19 protein-coding genes and 1 pseudogene are annotated in these 21,666 nt (G+C 47.1%); 17 read left to right on the top strand and 3 right to left on the bottom strand.

The window, feature by feature from the left end; all coding sequences use genetic code 11:
- The first annotated feature begins 677 nt into the window (after positions 1 to 677).
- Positions 678 to 1,694: a RepB family plasmid replication initiator protein gene (locus MX657_RS22705; RefSeq protein WP_086524841.1), complete on the top strand. Its 1,017-nt coding sequence runs from the start codon at positions 678 to 680 to the stop codon at positions 1,692 to 1,694.
- A 597-nt stretch (positions 1,695 to 2,291) separates the two neighbouring features.
- On the opposite strand, the gene MX657_RS22710 is transcribed toward MX657_RS22705, so the two are convergent.
- Entirely contained in the window at positions 2,292 to 2,744 is a 453-nt protein-coding gene (locus MX657_RS22710) for a GGDEF domain-containing protein (protein ID WP_322090731.1), read from the bottom strand.
- On the bottom strand, positions 2,745 to 3,773 hold the full coding sequence (locus MX657_RS22715) for a GAF domain-containing protein (RefSeq protein ID WP_159413220.1): 1,029 nt from the start codon (positions 3,771 to 3,773) through the stop codon (positions 2,745 to 2,747).
- Between the two features lie 342 nt (positions 3,774 to 4,115).
- Here MX657_RS22715 and MX657_RS22720 point away from each other — a divergent pair, with 342 nt between their 5' ends.
- Both MX657_RS22720 and MX657_RS22725 read left to right on the top strand, forming a co-directional pair.
- Positions 4,116 to 4,910 (top strand): DUF1835 domain-containing protein, encoded by a 795-nt coding sequence (locus MX657_RS22720; protein ID WP_159413219.1) that lies wholly within the window; start codon positions 4,116 to 4,118, stop codon positions 4,908 to 4,910.
- A gap of 736 nt (positions 4,911 to 5,646) precedes the next feature.
- Positions 5,647 to 5,985 (top strand): zincin-like metallopeptidase domain-containing protein, encoded by a 339-nt coding sequence (locus tag MX657_RS22725; RefSeq protein WP_201749285.1) that lies wholly within the window; start codon positions 5,647 to 5,649, stop codon positions 5,983 to 5,985.
- Positions 5,986 to 6,259: 274 nt separating this feature from the next.
- Here MX657_RS22725 and MX657_RS22730 read toward each other — a convergent pair whose 3' ends face one another.
- Positions 6,260 to 7,531, bottom strand: a complete 1,272-nt coding sequence (locus tag MX657_RS22730; protein WP_346808607.1) for a hypothetical protein — start codon at positions 7,529 to 7,531, stop codon at positions 6,260 to 6,262.
- 398 nt (positions 7,532 to 7,929) lie between these two features.
- Between MX657_RS22730 and MX657_RS22735 the strand changes: the two genes are divergently transcribed.
- The 14 genes and pseudogenes from MX657_RS22735 to MX657_RS22800 form a co-directional block, all read left to right on the top strand.
- Positions 7,930 to 8,985 carry a phosphotransferase family protein gene (locus tag MX657_RS22735; RefSeq protein WP_346808608.1) on the top strand — a complete coding sequence of 352 codons (1,056 nt, stop codon included), beginning with the start codon at positions 7,930 to 7,932 and terminating at the stop codon, positions 8,983 to 8,985.
- 23 nt (positions 8,986 to 9,008) lie between these two features.
- Positions 9,009 to 9,947, top strand: coding sequence for a U32 family peptidase (locus MX657_RS22740; RefSeq protein WP_196760027.1), 939 nt, complete (start codon positions 9,009 to 9,011; stop codon positions 9,945 to 9,947).
- 13 nt (positions 9,948 to 9,960) lie between these two features.
- On the top strand, positions 9,961 to 10,737 hold the full coding sequence (locus tag MX657_RS22745; RefSeq protein WP_102752367.1) for a hypothetical protein: 777 nt from the start codon (positions 9,961 to 9,963) through the stop codon (positions 10,735 to 10,737).
- A 17-nt stretch (positions 10,738 to 10,754) separates the two neighbouring features.
- Positions 10,755 to 11,726, top strand: coding sequence for an NAD(P)-dependent oxidoreductase (locus MX657_RS22750; protein WP_161646105.1), 972 nt, complete (start codon positions 10,755 to 10,757; stop codon positions 11,724 to 11,726).
- The gene (locus MX657_RS22755) at positions 11,723 to 12,874 is read left to right on the top strand and encodes a pyridoxal phosphate-dependent aminotransferase (RefSeq protein ID WP_201749306.1); all 1,152 of its coding nucleotides are present in this window, start codon (positions 11,723 to 11,725) and stop codon (positions 12,872 to 12,874) included. Before MX657_RS22750 ends, MX657_RS22755 begins: the two co-directional genes overlap by 4 nt.
- A gap of 12 nt (positions 12,875 to 12,886) precedes the next feature.
- Positions 12,887 to 13,939 (top strand): hypothetical protein, encoded by a 1,053-nt coding sequence (locus MX657_RS22760; protein WP_161646106.1) that lies wholly within the window; start codon positions 12,887 to 12,889, stop codon positions 13,937 to 13,939.
- Positions 13,932 to 14,642, top strand: a complete 711-nt coding sequence (locus MX657_RS22765; RefSeq protein ID WP_102752364.1) for an iron-containing redox enzyme family protein — start codon at positions 13,932 to 13,934, stop codon at positions 14,640 to 14,642. The genes MX657_RS22760 and MX657_RS22765 overlap by 8 nt, the downstream gene beginning before the upstream one ends.
- 14 nt (positions 14,643 to 14,656) lie before the next feature.
- Positions 14,657 to 15,715: a M14 family metallopeptidase gene (locus MX657_RS22770; RefSeq protein WP_102752363.1), complete on the top strand. Its 1,059-nt coding sequence runs from the start codon at positions 14,657 to 14,659 to the stop codon at positions 15,713 to 15,715.
- Positions 15,712 to 16,893, top strand: coding sequence for an MFS transporter (locus MX657_RS22775; RefSeq protein ID WP_161646109.1), 1,182 nt, complete (start codon positions 15,712 to 15,714; stop codon positions 16,891 to 16,893). The genes MX657_RS22770 and MX657_RS22775 overlap by 4 nt, the downstream gene beginning before the upstream one ends.
- A complete protein-coding gene (locus MX657_RS22780) occupies positions 16,883 to 17,998 on the top strand; it encodes a nucleotidyltransferase family protein (RefSeq protein ID WP_346808609.1) in 1,116 nt (371 codons plus the stop codon). The genes MX657_RS22775 and MX657_RS22780 overlap by 11 nt, the downstream gene beginning before the upstream one ends.
- A gap of 186 nt (positions 17,999 to 18,184) precedes the next feature.
- Entirely contained in the window at positions 18,185 to 19,534 is a 1,350-nt protein-coding gene (locus MX657_RS22785; protein WP_102752360.1) for an iron-containing redox enzyme family protein, read from the top strand.
- Positions 19,535 to 19,540: 6 nt separating this feature from the next.
- On the top strand, positions 19,541 to 20,167 hold the full coding sequence (locus MX657_RS22790) for a histidine phosphatase family protein (protein ID WP_102752359.1): 627 nt from the start codon (positions 19,541 to 19,543) through the stop codon (positions 20,165 to 20,167).
- A gap of 43 nt (positions 20,168 to 20,210) precedes the next feature.
- Positions 20,211 to 21,179 carry an IS5-like element IS903B family transposase gene (locus MX657_RS22795; protein ID WP_346808610.1) on the top strand — a complete coding sequence of 323 codons (969 nt, stop codon included), beginning with the start codon at positions 20,211 to 20,213 and terminating at the stop codon, positions 21,177 to 21,179.
- Between the two features lie 46 nt (positions 21,180 to 21,225).
- Positions 21,226 to 21,657: pseudogene (locus tag MX657_RS22800) on the top strand (IS1 family transposase); the annotation flags it as partial.
- Positions 21,658 to 21,666: the final 9 nt, after the last annotated feature.

Raw genomic sequence — 21,666 nt, forward strand, 5'->3', positions numbered from 1 at the left:
TAGTGAAGAAAAAATGATGTCTTCTTTACTGTGAAATGTGGGTGCGGTCACTTCAATGACTGCGGTACGTGAGAATCGAGGGGATAAACGGCGCATTCTGGTGGTTCTTGCATCATGCCATGACTGCGATATGCAAAATCTGTCGTATACGGAATAAGAATGGTTATGGATTTGTTGACTGAGGTATGCGTTATCGGTGAAGGCGTGCAGAAATACCGGGGATCTTTTACATACCGCAGTCATGATTTAATTCCGCGATATGAGATAATACAGGAAGTTAGCAAAATACTGTTTCTTTTATTGACTGCGGTATGGAGGAGAGATGACTGCGGTGTGCAGCCGGTCCAGCAGGACGTCTCCTGCACTTCAGCGCGTTTTGCGTCGATCGCCAGAGGATCTTCAGGTGAGAACTGAGTTATGCTCGTTATTCACAGGGACGATCCAATAAGAGATCCCTATAGAGATCCTATAGAGATCCAAAAGAGATCCCCGCTTCGCTGCAGGCCGCACCATGACTGGTCTAGGATAGGATCGATCTTTACTGAAGGATGTATTATATTGACTGTAGAGTGCAATTACTAATACTGTGATATGCAAACACATTTACTGGGGTATGGATTTCCATTGACTGCGCTATGTAATGGACCCTTCTCATGTGGATAACCCTGGAATAACAAATGAAGAGTGAAAAGAAGGACTTACCCCTTAATCTTGAGGAAGTCGATAAGTCGTCCGGCGAAGTTGTTAACCTGGATGTCAACAGCACCAGCACGGTTCAGCCCGTGGCGCTTATGCGGCTCGGCCTCTTTGTTCCAACCCTCAAGTCCACAGGAAAAAGTAAAGCTAACCGCAAAAACGTTACTGACGCGACCGATGAACTGATACAGCTTTCCGTCGCACGCAGCGAAGGGTACACGGACGTGAAGATCACGGGGTCCCGTCTGGACATGGATACCGACTTCAAGGTCTGGCTCGGGATCATCCGTTCCATGTCGGAGTATGGCGTTAAAAAAGATACCCTTGAGCTTTCCTTTGTTGAGTTCGTTAAAATGTGTGGCTTCGATTCGCGACGGTCGAATAAGAAGATGCGCGATCGTATCAGCAATTCACTTTTCAAACTCGCCTCCGTCACCCTCAAATTTCAGAGTGAGACGAAAGGGTGGACCACGCACCTGGTTCAGTCGGCGTTCTATGATATTAATGAAGACGTCATCGAGATTAAAGCAGAACCTAAGCTCTTTGAGCTCTACCACATGGACAGACGCGTTCTGCTGCGTCTGAAGGCCATAGATGCCCTTCAGCGTAAAGAATCCGCCCAGGCGCTTTACACGTTCATTGAGAGCCTTCCACAGAACCCTGCGCCGATTTCAATGAAGCGCATGCGGGATCGTCTTAACCTTACCTCTAACGTCTACACGCAGAACCATACCGTACGCAAAGCGATGGAGCAGCTCAAGGACATCGGCTATCTCGACTATACGGAATTCAAGCGCGGCCGCTCCTCCTACTTCAGTGTCCACTATCGTAATCCAAAGCTCATCAGCAGCCCCGCTAAAGTTGTGAAAAAAGAAGATGTTCCGACAGGGCAAGAATCCGAGCAGAATTACGAAGACGTCATTAAGGCTCTGCAGGCGGCCGGTATCGATCCGAAGAAGCTCGCGGATGTGCTTGCCAACATGAAACCGGAAGGTTGACTGCGGTATGTGAATCATTACTGCGGTATGCGTGAAATAGCATATTGACTGTGGTATGCAGAACTTGCCCAAGAATGTGTTTTTGATCTCATCTTTAAGGCACTCTCAGTGCATACCGCAGTCAACATGATCCTTAAAGGATCGTTCATTTCTCCCGTCTGGATCCCCTGAAATTATTGACTGCGGTATGAGGTAGAGTCTTAAACCCCTCAAATATTGACTGCAGTATGCGCTAAGTGACTGATAAACAGATTTACTTGACTGTGGTATGTAAATTTACATGCCGCAGTCAAGTTTTTTCGATGGCGTGAAGAGATCCTTTATCGTTTTTCGTGAGGGGAACTGGCTGAACGGACGGCATCGGGATGGCCTGAGCGGGGGATAATTTCAGAAGCAGGTATTCTGGGGGATGTACGCCTGCCAGCGCCGTTATTCTCAGCGTTTTGACTGTGGTAAAGGCGTTACGTCTGTGCATCGGTATACGGGCGCGCCATATCGCGTTAAGCCAGCGGGGCATTTTCAAACCTGTTTTCTCTGACGTGCTCCAGGCAGGGGGCTTTTATTCTGGATTCTGAAGGGATCGTAAACCCGGTCCTCTTACTCGTTGTCAGGACGATCATCATTTTGAGTTATTTTCACCCGTACCTGATTACGTCCGGTATGCTTGGCCTCATATAACTCTGCGTCGGCAATTTTGAATAACATGTCAAAGTCCAGCATACGTTCGACCTGCGGAAGCACGGTGACGCCCCCGATGCTGATGGTCACAGGCCGTCTGAGTGAGGTGATCTGTTCAATGTGCTGACGCAAGCTTTCGCAGACCTGATAGCACTGTGCTTCGTCCGTATCAGGGAAAAGAAAAATGAATTCTTCTCCGCCAAATCGGGCAATATTGTCCGCCTGACGCAGGCGACCAGTCAGTGCCTGGGCGATCGTTCTGAGGGCGATATCGCCTTCGGGATGGCCGTAGCGATCATTGTAGGATTTGAAGAAATCAATGTCGGCAATGGCCAGGGAGAGAGGGCGAGGGTGTCTTCTGTGAGCTGAAATTTAACTTTCAAACCACGCCAAAAACATGCGTCGATTCGCGATTTGGGTCAGGCTGTCCTCGGAAGCCATTTTTTGCAGTGCCCTGTTGGCCTGGCGGAGTTCCTCTCTCTGCGTGCGCAGGGCGTGTTCCATGGCTTTGCGTTCATCCATATCCTGGATCTGCGCAATATAGTATTTCACGTCCCCATTATCTTCCCGAACCAGCGAGACAGAGAGCATGATCCAGATGTATTTTCCGCTGGCCGTCAGATAACGCTTCTCGAGCTGATAGCCCGGAATGTCACCCGCAGAGAGAGCCTGCAGGAACTGCAAATCCGTGGTTAAATCATCCGGGTGTGTGATTTTCTGAAAATCGATCGACAGCAAATAGGGCTCTGAATAGCCAAGCATGCGGACGAGAGAACTGTTCACCCGCTTCCACTGGCCAGTGGGGGCAACGAGAGCCATGCCAATACCCGAGTTATCAAAGATCTTTTCGAGTATGTCGTTATTCCTGCGCAGATCAGAGATGATATTCTCTTTTTCCTCGGTCAGTATACGGACCTCCACTAACGAGCCGATCTCTTTCGCCATCAGGCCGATAAAGTCACGAACCTCGTCCGTAAAATCTTCTGTTCTGATCTCTTTGGACGAGAAATTAATCGTCCCCCATATCTTTCCCCGTCCCCACAAAGGTGCGGATATGTAACTTATGAGCCGCATCTGGCGGTAGACTGGGTGGGTTTTAAGTTCAGGGTGCCTGCCCGCATTGAGGATGCTGATGATGTGTCCCTTTTTCACCACCAGCTGACAGTAGGTGTCCTGAATATCGAACGTCATTCCTGGCGACATGCCCTCAAGGCTGGGTGAAACGGTATGCAGGGTATACCGGTTATCCACGATCTGACTGATGATACCCAACGTCATATTGAACGCCGTTAAGCCTTCTTCCAGGAGAGTGACGAAGGCGGCCTGAGGCGAGGAAGCATGATGTACAAGTGCTTCATACAGGGAATGAAGTCGGTTGGTACGAAACAGATGCTCGGACATCGCGAGTCTCCTTGTTTTGAATGACTCCGTACATTGCGCTCAGACTGCTTTTGACAGGCATCCGTTCCGCAACGGGTCAACCGAAATGCGTCCAGTTATTCACATCATAGACTTAACCCGTCAGAACGTCGTCAGGAAAGATAAGCGCGTGCGCTGCAGGAGGCAACGGAGTAGTGGTTTATGACGGCTGGCTTACCTCATCGCTGACGGGGCAGTCAGACCTGATGCCATTGTGTTGACCCCTGATTTAACGTTGAAAACGGATAATCGCAGGGTGCTTTTATCCGGCCGAATACCGCTGTTGTGGGCATGCCCGGATGGGCTTAACTGGGGAGTAAAGCGATGAAGAAAATTCGTCATGTCTGTCAGGCCGGAACGGCAGCTGAGCGGGTACACGCCCTGACGGGAGGGGATGTGCTAGCGATTGCGGACGATGCTTCTGTGGGACCGCTTCATGATATTGACTTACCTGTTCCCCGGTTGCGGGCCGCTTTCTGGGAAGCTGTATTTAACGGTGATCCTGATATGGCGGGTATGGACTGGCACCGTGAGCTGGGTCAGATCCGTTATCAGCTGTCGATCCTGCTCAGGGAGGGCGATGAGATTGTGATCTGGGCCGGACACCATCCGACAGAACAACTCCTTCGTCGACGGATCCACGGATGGCTTCAGGACATCAGTACCCCCGTTTACGAAGTGCAGTGCAGCCTGGATGACACACAGCCTGAAGCGGGTGGGGCGACCGGCGTTATGCCGATTGCCATGATCCCGCCTGATATTCTTTGTCAGCGCTATCAGGAGCGACGTCTTGTGTCGGCGGGGTTACAACGCCAGCTGGCAAGTGAGTGGGAAGGCTGGCTGGAAAACGGGAAAGGCATCCGTACGCTGAAAAATGGCGTCCTCACCGAATCCGTCATCGAGAGCATCGATCCGGCGATTTTATCACTGTTCAGCCAGAGAGCCCTGGCACCGTGGCATCGGTCATGCGATGGCGGTAACCGGACTGACGGATGCGCTGTGCCGCTGGCGTATAAAAATACTGCTGTCTGCAGGCTTGCTCAAAATGGAAGAGGGCGTGATCAGCCTGTCTTCGTCAGCCTGATAAGAAATGGGCCATGCCCCACGCCCCACGCCTGACAACGGCACGGGGGCGCAGGCTTACGCTGAACGGGTCTGGCAAAAAAAGCGTTATGAGATTTTTTGCACGATTATCTCACTGACTCCTTTCGTTATCATTCCGGTGACCTGTCGTCGCGTCATCCTGCGTTTAATGAATTACTTACAGGCTAAAGGTGTATTCAGTCCCGGTTCTCAGCCTGCAATGCGAAGTGCATCAACCCGTTACTTACCCCGCAGCGTAAAGCTTGCCTATCTTTCTTCCCCGATGTTCTTTTCTCCTGCTGTTTGCTTACAGATAGCGTACCTGCTCAGCAAAGTTAGTTGAATGCGTAGCGCCTTTGCTGATCGGAACGATGGCAGGAAGACCTAACAGTCAGGCCCACTTACATGAAGGGGAGGCAGGGAAAACAACCGGAACATGATGTTAACCAGCAGGGCCAGCTTGCCTCATCACCGCGCTGGCGAGGAGGGCAGGTCTTGGATCGGGCCCTGAATAAGCGACGTCAGCCTGTCAGACATACCGGTCAATTTCGCAGCCGACGCGGCATGATGCGGGAACACGTCCTGCTGTTAAAGCATGCTGCGGCCACTCAGGAATTTTGCGCCCCATCCTGGCTGACTTACAGGCAGACGCATATCCCATCTCATCTGCGGATGCAGATCACTGTCCCTATAGCCCGTACTGGTGCAAAAATAATGGAAGGGAGGTTCTGCGTTTTTTCCGGCCTGCTATGGACAGGACCGTATTACTGTCCTGGTTTCGCTTCAAAAGGCGGACAATTACTGCGCCACCGCACTGCAAGAGCTGGTTCACTGGACAGGAGCGATACCCCGCTTAAATCGTTTTCATCCTGGCCGTTTCGGATCGGAGAATTATGTATTTGAGGAAATGAGTGCCGGACTGGGCTGTGCATTTTCAAGGGCCGGGGCGGACACGAAGGGGGAGTGGCAGCATGAGCGCTACCTCTCATCATGGCTGAAACGCCTGAAGGCTGACAATCGCTACCTTTTCCGGGCCGAATGCGCAGCATCCGGCGCGCATGAAGAACAGCTGAGGGTCACACCACCCCGACGGGAGGGACAGCATGAATGAACAAGGATACAGATAACATCTACAGACTGGTCTGTTCCTGTCCCCTTATTGCAGTTAATTCAGGGTTCCACCTGAACGACACACTGGCTGCGCGGTGTAGTGATAACATTCTGCGTGCTGCCGGTTAGCCGTTCCTGGTCACCCACCTGAGACAGACATAATTTCACGCAATATCACCGGGGGGAAATAGGTACTCCTCCTGTGTACAACTATGTACTTATGGTGCCCGGGTAGTTGAAAGAGCTAATTTGCTGAAGAGCAATAATGCCATGTCTTAAGGCAATTCTTTTCCGCCAGCAAACTGAATTTCACGTGATGCTTCCGCGATGCGGATCCCCTCGTTGAATTTTGCACTCCGCTCGGCGCGTGACAGTGAACCGATCTTAAACTGCCCAATGCCCAGACCTACTGCGAGGTGCATCACAGCGGTATCCTCACTGTCAATAGAGCGCCCTGCCATGATGGCTCCCCAGCCTTTGTTTCGCGCATGACTTAATGCCGAAATCGTCTTTGTTAAGGTGCCAGACTTTGCCGGCTTGATCATGATGGAATTGCACAATAAAGCAGCATCCTCGGACTGCACCAGTTGCGGGTCGGAATCCAAAAGATCATCGCTGATAATTTGTACCTGCCTGCCTGACAGCTGCATCAGCTTACGATATCCTGCCCTGTCTTCTACCGCCAGCGGGTCTTCAAGTGACATGATCGGAAATTCTTTGATCAACGAAGTCAATGTTGCAAGATAGTCATCTGAAGTCTGACCACGTCCTTCTTTTCCATTCAGCCAGTAATGGCCTGTCTCGTAAAAACCATCTGCTGCGAAATCGATTGCTATGCCAATATCTTTACCTGCCGTAAGACCCGAATGCGCAATGGCTTCGCTTACCATCTCTAAAGCATGGCGAAAATGGTCGTAGCTTGGCCAAAGTCCCCCTTTTTCACAGAGCCCTGTCGGTTTTCCTGCCTTCACCAGGTGATTTTTAATACGCTGAAATATTTCTGCACCAATGCAGAGTGCATGCTGATAGTTTTCTGCGCCGGGGGCAATCACCATTACATCCTGTACTGTTGAAGCATAAGATGCATGAGCTCCACCCCCGAATATTTCAATTTCTGGTAACGGCATAACGGGTTCAATATAGTCTTGTTGAATGTATTTCCATAACAGAATGGCATAGTACCTGGCCGCAAGGTCCGCAACCGCAATAGATATTGCTGCGGTGTCAGCATGCGAAAGTTTATTATTTTGTGTACTCAAGCTCAAAATAGAGTCAATGATAAGTTGGTCGTCGATACGCTGTCCCAGCAACTGCGGGGTAAGCATTTTGTTAATGTATTGGATCTTACAGTCCAGCATTTTATGTAAGTTGGCGCATAAGTTTTCGCTATTTAATATCGGGTCAACATAACCACCTGACAGACCCGACTGCGTTATAGCTCTGGCTGAGATCCGTTTATCAATAAAAACCTCAATCTCAAGCGCGGGCAAGCCTGAAGAGCTCCAGACCTTACGTGCTATTAATGCAGTGATAGCTGTTTTCACCATGGCTATTGGTCTCGTTGTAACTTGCGGTTAGATGAGTAAGTTCAATATGGGAAATATTCGCCAAAAGAATGCTAAAAGAAAAAGGCTATTAGTCAAAAGATTAATACCTATGAAAATTAGGAGGATCCCATTAACACCAGAGTTAAAGTGATTATGCTCACATTTAATTTCATAATTAAAAATTATGACTAAAATATATTCTTTGAAAAAATCATAAAAAACAGCAGGCTGCATTTGACCCCTACTATTTTTAGCATAAGACAATTCTTAGGATTGTTTTGCACTTTAAAGAAATGTAAATAAAATGCTTTACATGTTAAATATCACCTTGTAGATTCAAATTCGCTCACTGATTCAGCTTGTAAATAACAAACGCCAAAATCCAACCGGACAACGTTATGGCTCTAATGGATACCGATATGCCATTTCCCCAGGCTGGGGGAATTGTAGAAATTGATTCTGATGAAGTTGATTACGTGCTTGAGTTAATGAATGGCACTGGCATTGAATTGTTTTCCAGCCAAAATATAAGACGACTTCAGGGAGGCGTTTCCTCCGATGTATGGCTTATGGATTGCCTGCAAGGGAATAATCTTAAGCGTTATGTGATTAAACAGCCTTTAGCAACATTACGGGTTCAGAAGAACTGGTCAGCCCCGCTAAAACGAGCATTTTATGAGAATTTATGGCTGGAAATGGCCAGCCGCGTGTCAGCGGAAAGTGTTCCTCACGTTTATTATTTTGATGAAAAAAAACCGCTGTTAGTGACGCAGTACATAGACGTTACGGAAGCTGAAGTCTGGCAAAGGCAGTTGTTCTCTGGGCGATTCGACTTGCTATTTGTTCAACAATTAGGTGAGCAAATTGCCATTTTTCACGAGATGACGGCAGGTAGCCAGAATTATGCCAGAGAGTTTAATAGTGCTGACATTTTACGTGCGACGCGCATTGAGCCATATATCTTTGCACTGATCGACACATTTCCGGGCATGAGTGAACGCCTCGTTGAGATTGGCGAGTCGGTTCTGGCGAATCGTATCTCGGTGATACATGGGGATTTGAGTCCAAAAAATATTCTTAATCGTGATTCGAAACCCGTTTTTTTAGATGCAGAATGTGCCTGTTATGCTGATCCGGCTTTTGATATCGCATTTTGTATTAATCATTTGCTATTAAAATTTTATCGGTTAGGGGATGCCCGTTTTATCTTGATGTCCAGACTGCTTACTACGTCATATCTGCAAAAAGTGAACTGGGAAGACCGTTCGGAACTTGAGAAACGGATAGCGGCACTCATTCCAGTACTGATGCTGGCAAGAGTTGACGGGAAATCAACGCTGCACTATCTGAATGAGTGCCATAAAAATACAATTAGAAAGAAAGCCCTTAACCTTTTGACTAAAAATCTGTTTTCTCTTGATTTTGTTTTTAACGAAGTTGCATTCACACATTAGTTTTCATACAGGAAGGATTAAATATGAGCTTAAAACGTAGTGCTGATAAAGCGCGGACTATTCTCCGTGATAATGGTTTTCCTTTTTCTGATGATGTGACCTTAGAGCCTTCGGGACGTTCATTTCCGAAGGGGGGGCAATATGGTGTAGAAATACCTGCAGTCAATAATCTGATGATGCTGGAAACAATAGTCTCGGCACTGCGCGAAAGCGAAATCTATTGTACCCGGTTTAATGAAACGCATGGCTCTTTTTTGCGTTCCGACCGTGAAATTAAAGAAATGCTACAACTGTGTCATGAAAATAACTATGGCATGCTCTTCGGTCTGGGACCGCGTCCGGAATATGATGTTAAATCCTCTTTTTACCGTACCGAGTTCGGTATGGAACAGGGGCGCCAGCTCAATAACAATGATGCCATTTCGCACTCCATTGAAGAAGCGCTGCGTTTGAGTGAGCTGGGCTGCCGTGGCCTCATCGTTTACGATCCGGGTGTGCTGTTTATTCTTAATGAGCTTCGTAAAAAAGAGATCCTGCCTGCAAATATGAAGTTTAAAACGTCCTCACATTGCATGGTAACCAACGCTATTATTGCTCGTCTGATGGCTGATGCGGGGGCTGACAGTATTACAACAGCCCATGATCTTTCTCTCGCTACGATGTACGAAATCCGACGTTTCAACCCGGACCTGGTGATTGATATTCCGATTGATGTTTATGCATCAAAAGGTGGGTATCTGCGTTTCTATGAAGTGGGTGAGCTGGCTCAGATTGCTGCCCCGATGTATCTGAAAGTCGGCGCGAGCGCTCAATCCCATCCTTATGACAGCGTTGGTGCGCCGGTTGCCAAAGAACGTGTGCGTCGCCTGGGCCTGGTACTTGATCATCTTCAGCAGGTTGCACCTGAACTACAAAAAATTGACCACGCAGATCCTACGGTTTGCTTACCACAGCAGATGTAATGGTTGCATCGTAATGAAAGTATCTCATGCCCACGAGAGCTCCAGCAGTGCTGGGCTCTACGAAATGATGCAAAGAGGATCGGTGTACGTCGACATATTTGGGTCTGAAAAGCCAGGAGCAGACTACATTGAGAAGGCGATAAGCGAGCTGGCGTTGGCGATGCCACAGCATAAGGTTAACAGTTACTTTATGGCCAAACCTGAAACCATTGCCGGGACTGATCTGTGCTTATTTTGCTATACAAAAGAGACAAATGAATGTTGTGGTTTTTTAAGCTGCAACGTCGCTGAGATCGCCGGTAAAACATGTATCATGCTTTACACATTGCTGATATCGGAAAAACAACATGGAACTCGCGTCACTTATTCCATATTGCAAAGTCTCTTTTCGACATTGTCTCAAAAAATAGGTCTGGATTATGAGTATATTATTTTGAAAACCGTTAACCCCCGCTCTTTCAAAATACTTGCTTCTTTTTCAGACATTCAGAATTCTGCTTTTTTCCCGCAGATATTACTGAGCAATGATAACGAACTGGCTGACTTCTCTATACAATTGGCTAACTATCTTCATCCTGGATTTAGATATAATAAAGAAAATGGTGTGATATATAACGCAAGTGGCGAAGTGCCTGATGATTTCTATCAAAAAATGCCACAATGCCGTGATGCTGTTGTTAATGAGTTTTTCTCCGCTAACCTGACACTGTCAGACCGGATGATCTGTATATTGCATCTTTCTGATGCTAATGCTAGAGCACAGCTATACAGCCGATTCAAAGTCATATAATGATTTTTGGAGAGCGAGTGAAAATATTTTTCTTTGGAAATATGGCCTGCTACTTGAGCCGCCAGATGCATTTGTGTGCAGAACAGCACGTTATGACCTTTTTGGATGAGTCTGCCACAGACGCGGAGATTGCCTCTCATTGCCAGAATACAGATATTTTAGTATCCATGGTATTTGATCAGCGTTTTGTAACCAGTAGTCTTAAAAAGGTTCTTGTTCCGGGAATTGGTGTTGATAAAATTAATTTTTCACAATTACCTGAGAATGTCGAGGTTTTAACCTGTGCAGCTCACGAGATGGCCGTATCGGAATATATTCTCAGTTACGTCATCTCATATTTCCGGGAACTGGATAGTATTGGGGCAAGGTTTAAATCCAGCTATGACTGGCGGGATTGTTCACGGCTGGGAGGCGTTGCGCGAAAACAACTCAATGAACTCACTGTTGGTGTTATCGGTGGTGGGAGAATTGGTCGCAAGGTGATTGAGGTTTTTTCGTTCTTTGGCTCATCCTGTCGCTGCCTGACGCGCTATCCATACGAAACCTCAGGTTCAGTTTTGTTTTTCCCTCGAACTGAACGGGATGACTTTCTCCGGGGGTGTGATGTCGTAATTGTCGCTTGTGGTGTTGATAAAGATACCCAAAATATTATTGACCAGCACGCCATCACTATGATGGAGCCGGATACATTACTCATTAATATCGCCCGGGCTGAATGTGTCAGTTATGAGGCCCTGGCCGCGGCCTGCCGCGACAGAAAAATCGGCCGAGCTGTCATCGATGTATGGCAGTTTTATCCCCAAAAAGGAGATCAGGCAACAAGACCATCAGCGGCAGATTTTAGGCAACTCGATAATGTCGACATGACCCCGCATATTTCGGCCTGGACCAGAAAAGTCATCGCCGATCGGGCCGCGATCCTTGCGCGTTATATCAACGAGGAGTCGTGCAATAGTGCTGAATACGTATTACAGGAGAACCAGGCGTGAAATCTTTATCCCAACGTTCAGATATCTCACCTTTTGTTGTTATGGACGTTATGCAGGCCGCTGCCGAACGCGAGGCCCACGGCAAGATCGTATGGCACCTCGAGGTGGGGCAACCTGGTACATCCGCTCCGGATCCCGTCATTGAGGCATTAAAAACCGCATTACCGCAACAGACGCTGGGTTATACGGTCGCTGCAGGGCTGAGTGCACTGCGTGAAAATATTTCTCAGCATTATGCTGATTTTTACGGGGTATCAGTCCCAGCTGAAAACATTATTGTCACCCCGGGCTCATCGGCTGCGTTTATCCTGGCATTTTTGTCCGGTTTTGACAAAGGGGATCGGGTTGCTGTACCGGTTCCGGGCTACCCCTGTTATCGCAATATTTTATTAGCACTAGATTTAATTCCGGTTGATGTTCACGTCACCGCAGAGACTGATTATTTGATTACTGCGCGTCATCTCAGCGACCTGACGGAGCCGGTAGACGGAATCATTGTTTCATCGCCGAATAATCCTACCGGTACCATGTATGACGCTGCTGTTCTGGATGAACTGGCAGTGTATTGCGACAGTCAAGCTATTACCCTGATTTCAGACGAAATTTATCATGGTATTACTTTCGGTACTAAAGCAACCAGCGCACGTCAATATTCCGAGAAAGCGATTGTGGTCAATAGTTTTTCAAAATACTTCTCGATGACAGGCTGGCGCATTGGCTGGATGATTGTACCGGATAACTGGCTGCGAACCGTTGAACGACTGATCCAGAATCTGTTTATCGCTACCTCAACGCTGAGCCAGGTGGGCGCCATTCACGCTTTTAAAGCGTATCAGCAAATGGACGAATATGTATCCGGATATCAACAAAAAAGAGATATCCTGTATGCAGCATTGAAAGAGTGTGGATTACAAAACATTACCTACCCTCAGGGGGCTTTTTATATCTATGCTGATGTATCACATTTAACCCATGACAGTGTGGCTTTCTGTAAACAGTTACTTGAGGAAACGGGAGTTGCCATTACCCCGGGTGTTGATTTTGACCCTTATAATGGACACAAATTCATTCGTTTTTCCTTTGCTGCAGATTTGGCGACGATAACCTCAGCATCTGAGATTCTTATTTCCTGGTTCAGTCGGAGGTAAGTGATGTCCTTAATGTATAATACCGGTGAAGATATTATTGATGAGGTTGGTCATGATAGTTGGGAAGGTCTAACTGTCATGCCGGAGAAAAAAATATTTTATTCTCGGGATGTATACTTCAGGGAAGCCTGGAGTGACGCGCGGAAGATTTTTGGTGAAAATACCGTCTCCTTTTTGCAAAATATTGCTGTTCTGGTATTCAAACCCGATGCATTCATGGCCAGGAAATGTCAGGCTGCGCTTGATTATTTGCAGCGCCAAAACTTTACGCCGATTACGTGGCGAGAGTTTCGTTATAATCACTGGACAATGCGGGAAGACTGGCGCTATCAACTGAATCAGTTTTCACTGGACCGAATTTTTCTTAATGAAAAGCTGCTTACCAGTGACGATTGTACTATGGTTGTATTTCGTGATAATAGCCAGGAGCGTGAGTTGCCGGGTACGGTACGCCTTCAATCCCTGAAGGGAAGTTCTTTGCCAGAATTACATAAGCCAGATCAGTTACGAGCGATTTTGAAGAGTCATAATCGTTTATTTAAATTTGTCCATACCACAGATGAGCCCGCTGATATTATCAGGGAATCTGGAATACTGTTTAGTTCAGAGGAACGCCATGATTTTTTTCAGGAGATTGTTGATAATTTTCATGAAAATAAATCGGCACAACTTGCTGATTATTTAGATGGAAAAACATCACGCTTTTCTGAAAATGATTTCAACTGGCCCACGGCGCTGGAAGAACTAAGATCTTCAGTCAGCACTTGCCCGTTTCCGACAGAGGCTAACCTATTGCTTGCTGACATTGAACAGTGGCTTTTGCATGGCATGCCCGCGGGTAAAGCGTTATCCGTGAGGGAACTGGAGAACAAGCTTCACAAGCTTGATATCCACCTCAGCAATGTTGCATTCATGATTATTTGTACCAACTTGATTCATCACAGTTACGCGCTGGAGTTTGCATTAATGCGGGGTGATGGACTTGATGACTGGCTTGCAGGTAAAGGTAAACACGTTCCATTCAACAGTTCAATGCATAACACGACTGAGGGGTTTTATGAGTAATAATCATAGTGAATTCAGACAGCGGGTCGATAAATTTATTGCAGATCGTGTAAATAAATTTCTTACTACTGTGCCTGGCGCATCACACCAGAAAGACGCTAAAAATATTAATCTTGAATATTACAAACGTAATTTAATTGAAATAATTCTGCGTTTGCGAATGAAGCGCACGATTGATGGTTTAACTATTCATTATTTTACAAAAACCGATCCGCGACTTGCCAAACGCTGGTGCGAGTATACGGGTGATGAAATGCTTCATGATTCCATGTTTGCTGCTGATTTGAAGAAAGTTGGCGTGTCACCAGATGAGATTTATTCAACCGAGCCACTTCTATCCACAAAGTTGCTTCAGGGATATTTCTATTACGGTCTTGAACATGAAGGTCGCCCGTTAGCATCACTCTGCAGTTCGTATTTTATTGAATCAGCATCTGAAAAAACGCAACCCGCTATTATTGACAATATTGAGCAGGTTATGGGCAAAGAGTATGTCAGAGGTCAGCGCGCACATGTTGATCATGACGATGATGATGATCATGTCGACTTTGTCTGGGATGTGTTGGTCAAAACAGCGAATCTTCCTGAAGATGAAGAGAAGATCCTTTCGCATATTGATAATGTCTACAAGCTTTTCGTTATGTATTACGAAGAGCTCTATCATCTGACCTTTGATCAATCTGATATCGATAATGTGGCCTGATGGAGTGATGTAACATGAGCATGTATACCGAAAGCAGAGCGCAATTTAGTCGTCTTGCGCAGCAACGTGGAGTAGAAGTAACACAGATCCCCGTGACACTGGGGCAGGACGGTAGTGCTCTTCATTTAACGTATACGGTGCTCGGTGATCTTCAGGCGAACACCTGCATTGTTGTTTTTTCTGGTGTGCATGGCGTTGAGGGACTACCTGGTGCACTTATACAGGAAACCCTTCTCAGGGATTTCCCAACGCCAAAACATATTGCGATTTGCCTGGTGCATGCCGTCAATCCCTGGGGTATGCATGAGCTTCGGCGAGTGAATGAAACAAATATCGATCTCAACAGAAATTTTATTGGTGGGTCTGTCCCCCAGCGCAACAGGGATTATGATCGCGCGCGTGAAATAATTTGTCCTGCTGGCTCTGAGCTACCCGACCAGTCGCAGCTTCGATCAAAGTTGCTTGAATGGATTACGCACGACGGGCTTCAACGTGTACAGTCGGTGATCACCAGCGGGCAGTATCATCACCCTGAAGGACTCTTTTATGGCGGGGATAAGATCACGCCGAGCCAGATAGCTGTACGCGAAGTATGCCTGACCTTATCCCGCCAGTTCCGCCATTTTCTGGTGCTCGATATTCATACAGGGCTGGGTGAAAAGGGACAACTAAGTATCATCCGTGAAGGTGGACGTGGTATCGGCAAAGAGCCGGTTCTCACTCAGGCCATTAATCACGCCAGTCATAATGCGGTTTCCTCTCTACTCCAGGGCACGCTGACCGGCTATGTCGACAGCCTTTTTCCAGGCGGTCGGGCAGAAGGTTATGTTCTGGAGCTAGGTACCAGTCCAGCGCTGGAAGTCATGATTGCGATGCAGCGAGAGAACTGGTTATGGCAACGGCAGATCAGTTCCGGACCACAATACGACAAGGTACGAGAGGAATTTCGCGAGGTATTTTTCCCCTCGGATCCTCAATGGGTGGCACAGGCCAGAGAGGCTATTTACGAGACGGTAGAGGGTGCCATCAAAGTTCTGAATGCTTCTTGCCCGGTGCAGGAGGTATCTTCATGACCCGGCTACTCTTGCAATTTACCTACTCCAAAATTATCGCTGTCGGCCTCTCGGTGCTGATTCCCATTTTTCTGGCTCAGCAGATTGCCGATGCTGATGTCTTCGCCACTTACCGTGCGATGGAATACGTTCCTTATATTGTGGTTGGTATTATTGTTGGGGCTTCAATTGATTCCTGGGGGGCGGGGATCATTATGCGCTGGAGTCTTTATCTCCATATGCTCCCGCTGGGGTTGATGGTCCTGGTCTATAACAACTGGTTACCTATCCAGGCGCTTTATGTCGCGCTATTTATTATGTCGGCTGTTGCCTACAGCGTCTCTGCAGGGACTAGCCGAACTGCTTATGATGTGCTGCCAAAAGAAAAATGGGGCGATTTTAATACGAGAACATCACTGTTTGAACAGATTGTTACCGTCGTTATTCCCCTTGCAATGGGATGGGCGCTAACCTGGTCTTTGCAGTGGACGCTGTTTCTGCTAATTGGTTTCTCTTTTGGGGTGTCGCTGATTACCCCTCGTTATGAAAAAAGGGAAGGCGTGCACCAGCCCTGGTATTCGCTGTTTTTCTTACGTGTTAAGGAGGGAATTAAGGCATTCAGAGCGAACCGTGCTTTGATGCATCTCTCATTTATTATTTTGCTAGTGAATGCTGTCGAAACTGTACCAGCGACATTGATGGTTTTCTACGCTACCCATGAGTTAAAGCTGAGTGCTCTTGATACCGGGAGTATCATTACAGCAGCAGGGGTGGGGGGCATTGTCGGGGCATGGCTGTTAGGTTTTATCAGTAAAAGGCCATCAATGCTGCTGGGGCTTCTGGTGGCGTCAATGCTCATCAACGCACTGCTCTATTTCCTTGTTTATGAACTAAACAGCTACCCAGTACTGGTGATTTCAATGTTTATCGAATCACTATCGATAGTGATTTCAGCGGTCTCATTTCGAACATTACGCCAGCTCTGTTCTGATCCTGCCAGCTATGGGACCACGCTAGGTATCTCAGGGGCTCTTGTGAAAAGTGGGATCCCTGTTGCGACCTTGATTGGTGGGTATATAGCCTGGCGGATGGGGGTACGGCAGGTCTATCTACTCACAGCAGTCGTTGAGTTAGTGTTAACTGTTCCCGTTACCATATGGGCACTGAAATCACACAGGAAGTCTGTCTATGAAATTTAATAAAGAATTGTTGAGCTTCTACGATTATTTCAGTCAGTATCTTATTTCTGGTCGCGATGCTGTATTACCGTCTATCGATGAAGAACACTGGGAAGAACTGTATCGAAATAAATTACTTTATGCCTGGCTTGAATTTTGGTGCAAAGAAAATACACTTTCTTCATGGGCGAAAAAAAGACTGGATATTTATCGAAAAAAAACCTTGCTGCATGAGAAATTACTTGCAAGACTAACGCAGAAATGTAAGTCTGATTCTCTGATAACCCTTAAAGGGGAAAGTTTTAAGCATTTTTATCCTCAAGGTTTTCAGCGTGAATCTCGTGATGTTGATATCTTATATAAAAATGAAAAAGACTTTATTGAGGCACATGATTATCTTTTGTCTCTTGGCTTCAAAGAAATGTTTGTCTGGGTGCGGAAAACGAATAACAGCATTGCAAGTTCTGCCAAGTTTCGACTGAGGAATAATGCTGGCGAACGTGCTCTTGATGATGTGTATGTTGAGATTCATTTTAATGCATTTCCTGTGTCAAATTTTTCAAATTTATATTTTAATCAATTATGCGCCTTGACAGAAGCAATGAGATTGGTTGTATTATTGATTGCTGAATTTACTTTCCGTGATGGTGTGACAAAAAAATTCACATTGCGTGACATGATGGATGTAAAGCTGACGTTTAATCTGATAAAAAAAGAGGAATGGGATTCTTTAAGCAACTTATTAAAACAGGCTAAACTTGAAGCGCCGTTATTATTGCTGGCTGATTTTTGGCAGAAGGAAATTCATGAGCCAATGCCTCCTCTTCTGGCATGGCTGTATGAGCAATACCACGCGGTACGCTGGGATGGACATTATTCTATTATTGAACATCAATCATGGCCTTATCAGCAACAGTCTGGGATGGCTCGTCAGGATTTCGATGAACTGGTACAGCTTCACGGCTTGCTTTACGATTCACCGAGGCAGACGACAAGAAAATATTCTACCGAAGAAATGACGTGGTGGATGGAAAAAGGAATGCCTGTTGTTGCTAAATATGAGCCAGCGAATGCAGGTTTCACGGTTCTGGAACGTTATAAGATTTGTGACCGCTTTATTTATTAGTTTTGGGTATTTAACCCGAAAATCGGTGTATGAAAACAGGCCCTCTTCGAGGATTATTAACCTTCAACAAGGAGACTAACATGAAAGTTACTCGTCGTGTTATTCCAGTAATGAACGCTCGTCTGTAATAGATCAAACCAGGCACTCTGTTTCGATAGAGTGCCTTTACTTTTTGAGGGTTTCTTTATGATTTATCAAAATAATCCATGCCTCGCAAAAGATATCACCTATCGACTCGATCGCCAGCAAGTTATTTTTATTACTCCCAGCGAGAGTTTTACCATTGATTTTGAGAATGAAATAATGGCCCAGGCCGCCGGAGATATTCTTAAACATTTAACGGATGCAGATATTAATGTTCCAGCGCTGAATGAAAGGCTGGGTTCGGCAATGCAGCCATATACGGTTAATGATTTTCTCACTATGCTCGATGAGCAACATCTACTCTCTGACGCCCAATCTGTAAATGACGTTATTTCAGGCAAGGCGTTTATCTGTGAGATTGAGAATTATTATTACAATATTGTTTTACCTGCTTTTGAACAGGATGAATTCAGCCGCAAAGTATTCACCAAAACTATAGACGACGCGGCGTTAAAGCGCTGGTCCGTTGAATATTACCATGTCACTCGGGCTGCAGAACGGGTACTAACCGCATCTTTGCGCGACTATGGTAATGACGACCTGACTATGGCGATCCGTGACTTCTTCTTTGATGAAGTCGGTCATGAAAAATTACTGCGCCGGTCGTTGCTGGGTTTTGGGATGAGTGACGAGGAAATTGAATCTACCAGTCCTCATCTCTGCACTGAGGCTACTATGGCCATGTTACTCAAAGCGGCTCATTTTCATTTGCCGACCTTCGTCACGCTGGTGGCACTGATGGAAGGGACCAGTGAGGAAAGTCAGGCCTATATTGACGTACTGGAGAACTCCGGTCTCGCTCCAGAAGCAATACGTAGCCAGATAGTCCATGAGAAGATCAATATTGAAGGTGAGCATGGTAATGAAGGGCGCGAAATTTTCTCGCATATTAATGCTCTTAGCGTAAATGATTTAGTTATTGCCAAGAAAGCTGTCCGTGAATTTTATGCTATACGCCGGGCTATCACACCCTGGCTCTTAGGCGGCATTAGCTTTGCCGGCGTGGATAAGGTGCTTTTCCTGCAAACACTGAGTGAAATGCTTCCTCAGTTGAAAATGAGCACATTACCGATTGCTATTCCCAGGGCCACGCTGTCACAAAGTGATAAGCTGGTGAAGACGCTGTGCACGCTTAAGCAGCTTCCAGTGGTTGAATTTGATATCAATAAAGACGAAGAGTTGTTAATGCTAATGCTGGAGAATGTTCTCTGGAAAACAGCTTGTACAGATCTTGCTCGTTATACGAATACGCTTGAATGGCTTGAACAGCTCGTTCAGGGTACCGTTTCGGACTACCGTGAAGCGGATATCATTGGGTCAATCTGGAATGCATGGCATGCCTTGCCATCATTGCCTCTTGTGGATGCAGGCCAGCTACTGGAGCAATTGTAATTTCTGATGAAAGTGATTTTAGTGAGGCATGCAGAAACAGAATGGAATCAGCACGGTGTTATCCAAGGACACAAGGATAGCCCGTTGACTGCCCGCGGCACACTGGAAACATCGGCATTACTGACGGCGTTAACGGATGCTGCTTATCCGGTGGAATGCGTCTTTACTTCACCTCTTGGACGTGCGTGGAAAATGGGTCAGGCGCTGGCGGGCCATTTTCAGTGCCCGCTGGTGATCGAAGAGGCACTAAAAGAACAGTCATTTGGTCAATATGAAGGCATGACGAAGGCACAATTAGAGCAGGAATATCCGAGTCAGTTTCTCGCGTTATTTTCACAGAATGCCGCGTTTTGTCCTCCAGGCGGCGAGTCGCTTGCCCATGCTTCCCAGCGTATTATCCATTTTTTGCGCGAGAAAATGGCAACCGCAACGCATCAGACGTTTTGTGTTGTCACTCACGGACATGTCATGCAGGGCATGCTTGCGTTGCTTAAAGAGGGAAACATCGATCATTTCAACCGCTACGCACAACCGAACGCGAGTTATGCCGTGCTGGAAGCGGGCCGGGGACTAGATATCACCCTCCGTTGGGGGATCGCCACCCACCTGCTCAAGCTGTCCAGTGTTAAGTGAGCGAAAGGGGGGGCTTTGTTGAATAAATCGAACTTTTGCTGAGTTGAAGGATCAGATCACGTATCTTCCCGACAACGCAGACCGTTCCGTGGCAAAGCAAAAGTTCAAAATCACCAACTGGCCCACCTACAATAAAGCCCTCATCAACCGTGGCTCCATAACTTTCTGGCTGGATGATGAAGCTATTCAGGCCTGGTATGAGTCGGCAACGCCTTCATCACGGGGAAGACCTCAGCGCTATTCTGATCTCGCCATCACCACCGTTCTGGTCATTAAACGCGTGTTCAGGTTGACCCTGCGGGCTGCACAGGGTTTTATTGATTCCATTTTTACACTGATGAACGTTCCGCTACGCTGCCCGGATTACAGCTGTGTCAGCAGGCGGGCAAAGTCGGTTAACGTCAGTTTCAAAACGTTCTCCCGGGGTGAAATCGCGCATCTGGTGATTGATTCCACCGGGCTGAAGGTCTTTGGTGAAGGCGAGTGGAAAGTCAAAAAGCATGGCCAGGAACGCCGTCGTATATGGCGAAAGTTGCATCTGGCAGTTGACAGCAACACACATGAAATCATCTGTGCAGACCTGTCGCTGAACAATGTGACGGACTCAGAAGCCTTCCCGGGTCGTATCCGGCAGACTCACAGAAAAATCAGGGCAGCATCGGCAGACGGCGCTTACGACACCCGGCTCTGTCACGATGAACTGCGGCGTAAGAAAATCAGCGCGCTTATCCCTCCCCGAAAAGGTGCGGGTTACTGGCCCGGTGAATATGCAGACCGTAACCGTGCAGTGGCTAATCAGCGAATGACCGGGAGTAATGCGCGGTGGAAATGGACAACAGATTACAACCGTCGCTCGATAGCGGAAACGGCGATGTACCGGGTAAAACAGCTGTTCGGGGGTTCACTGACGCTGCGTGACTACGATGGTCAGGTTGCGGAGGCTATGGCCCTGGTACGAGCGCTGAACAAAATGACGAAAGCAGGTATGCCTGAAAGCGTGCGTATTGCCTGAAAACACAACCCGCTACGGGGGAGACTTACCCGAAATCTGATTTATTCAACAAAGCCCCTCGCGCATACAACCGGGCAGTGATGTGATTGTCTGCGCTGAAATGGACGAACAGTGGGGCTACGTCGGTGCTAAATCACGTCAGCGCTGGCTGTTTTACGCGTATGACAGGATACGGAGGACGGTTGTGGCGCACGTCTTCGGTGAACGCACTCTGGCCACACTGGAGCGTCTTCTGAGCCTGCTGTCGGCCTTTGAGGTCGTGGTATGGATGACGGATGGCTGGCCGCTGTATGAATCACGCCTGAAGGGAAAGCTGCACGTTATCAGCAAGCGTTACACTCAGCGCATTGAGCGACATAACCTGAATCTGAGACAACATCTGGCAAGGCTGGGACGGAAGTCACTGTCGTTCTCAAAATCGGTGGAGCTGCATGACAAGGTCATCGGGCATTATCTGAACATAAAACACTATCAGTAAGTTGGAGTC

Source organism: Enterobacter chuandaensis (genome assembly GCF_039718975.1).
In the GTDB taxonomy this organism is placed as follows: domain Bacteria; phylum Pseudomonadota; class Gammaproteobacteria; order Enterobacterales; family Enterobacteriaceae; genus Enterobacter; species Enterobacter chuandaensis.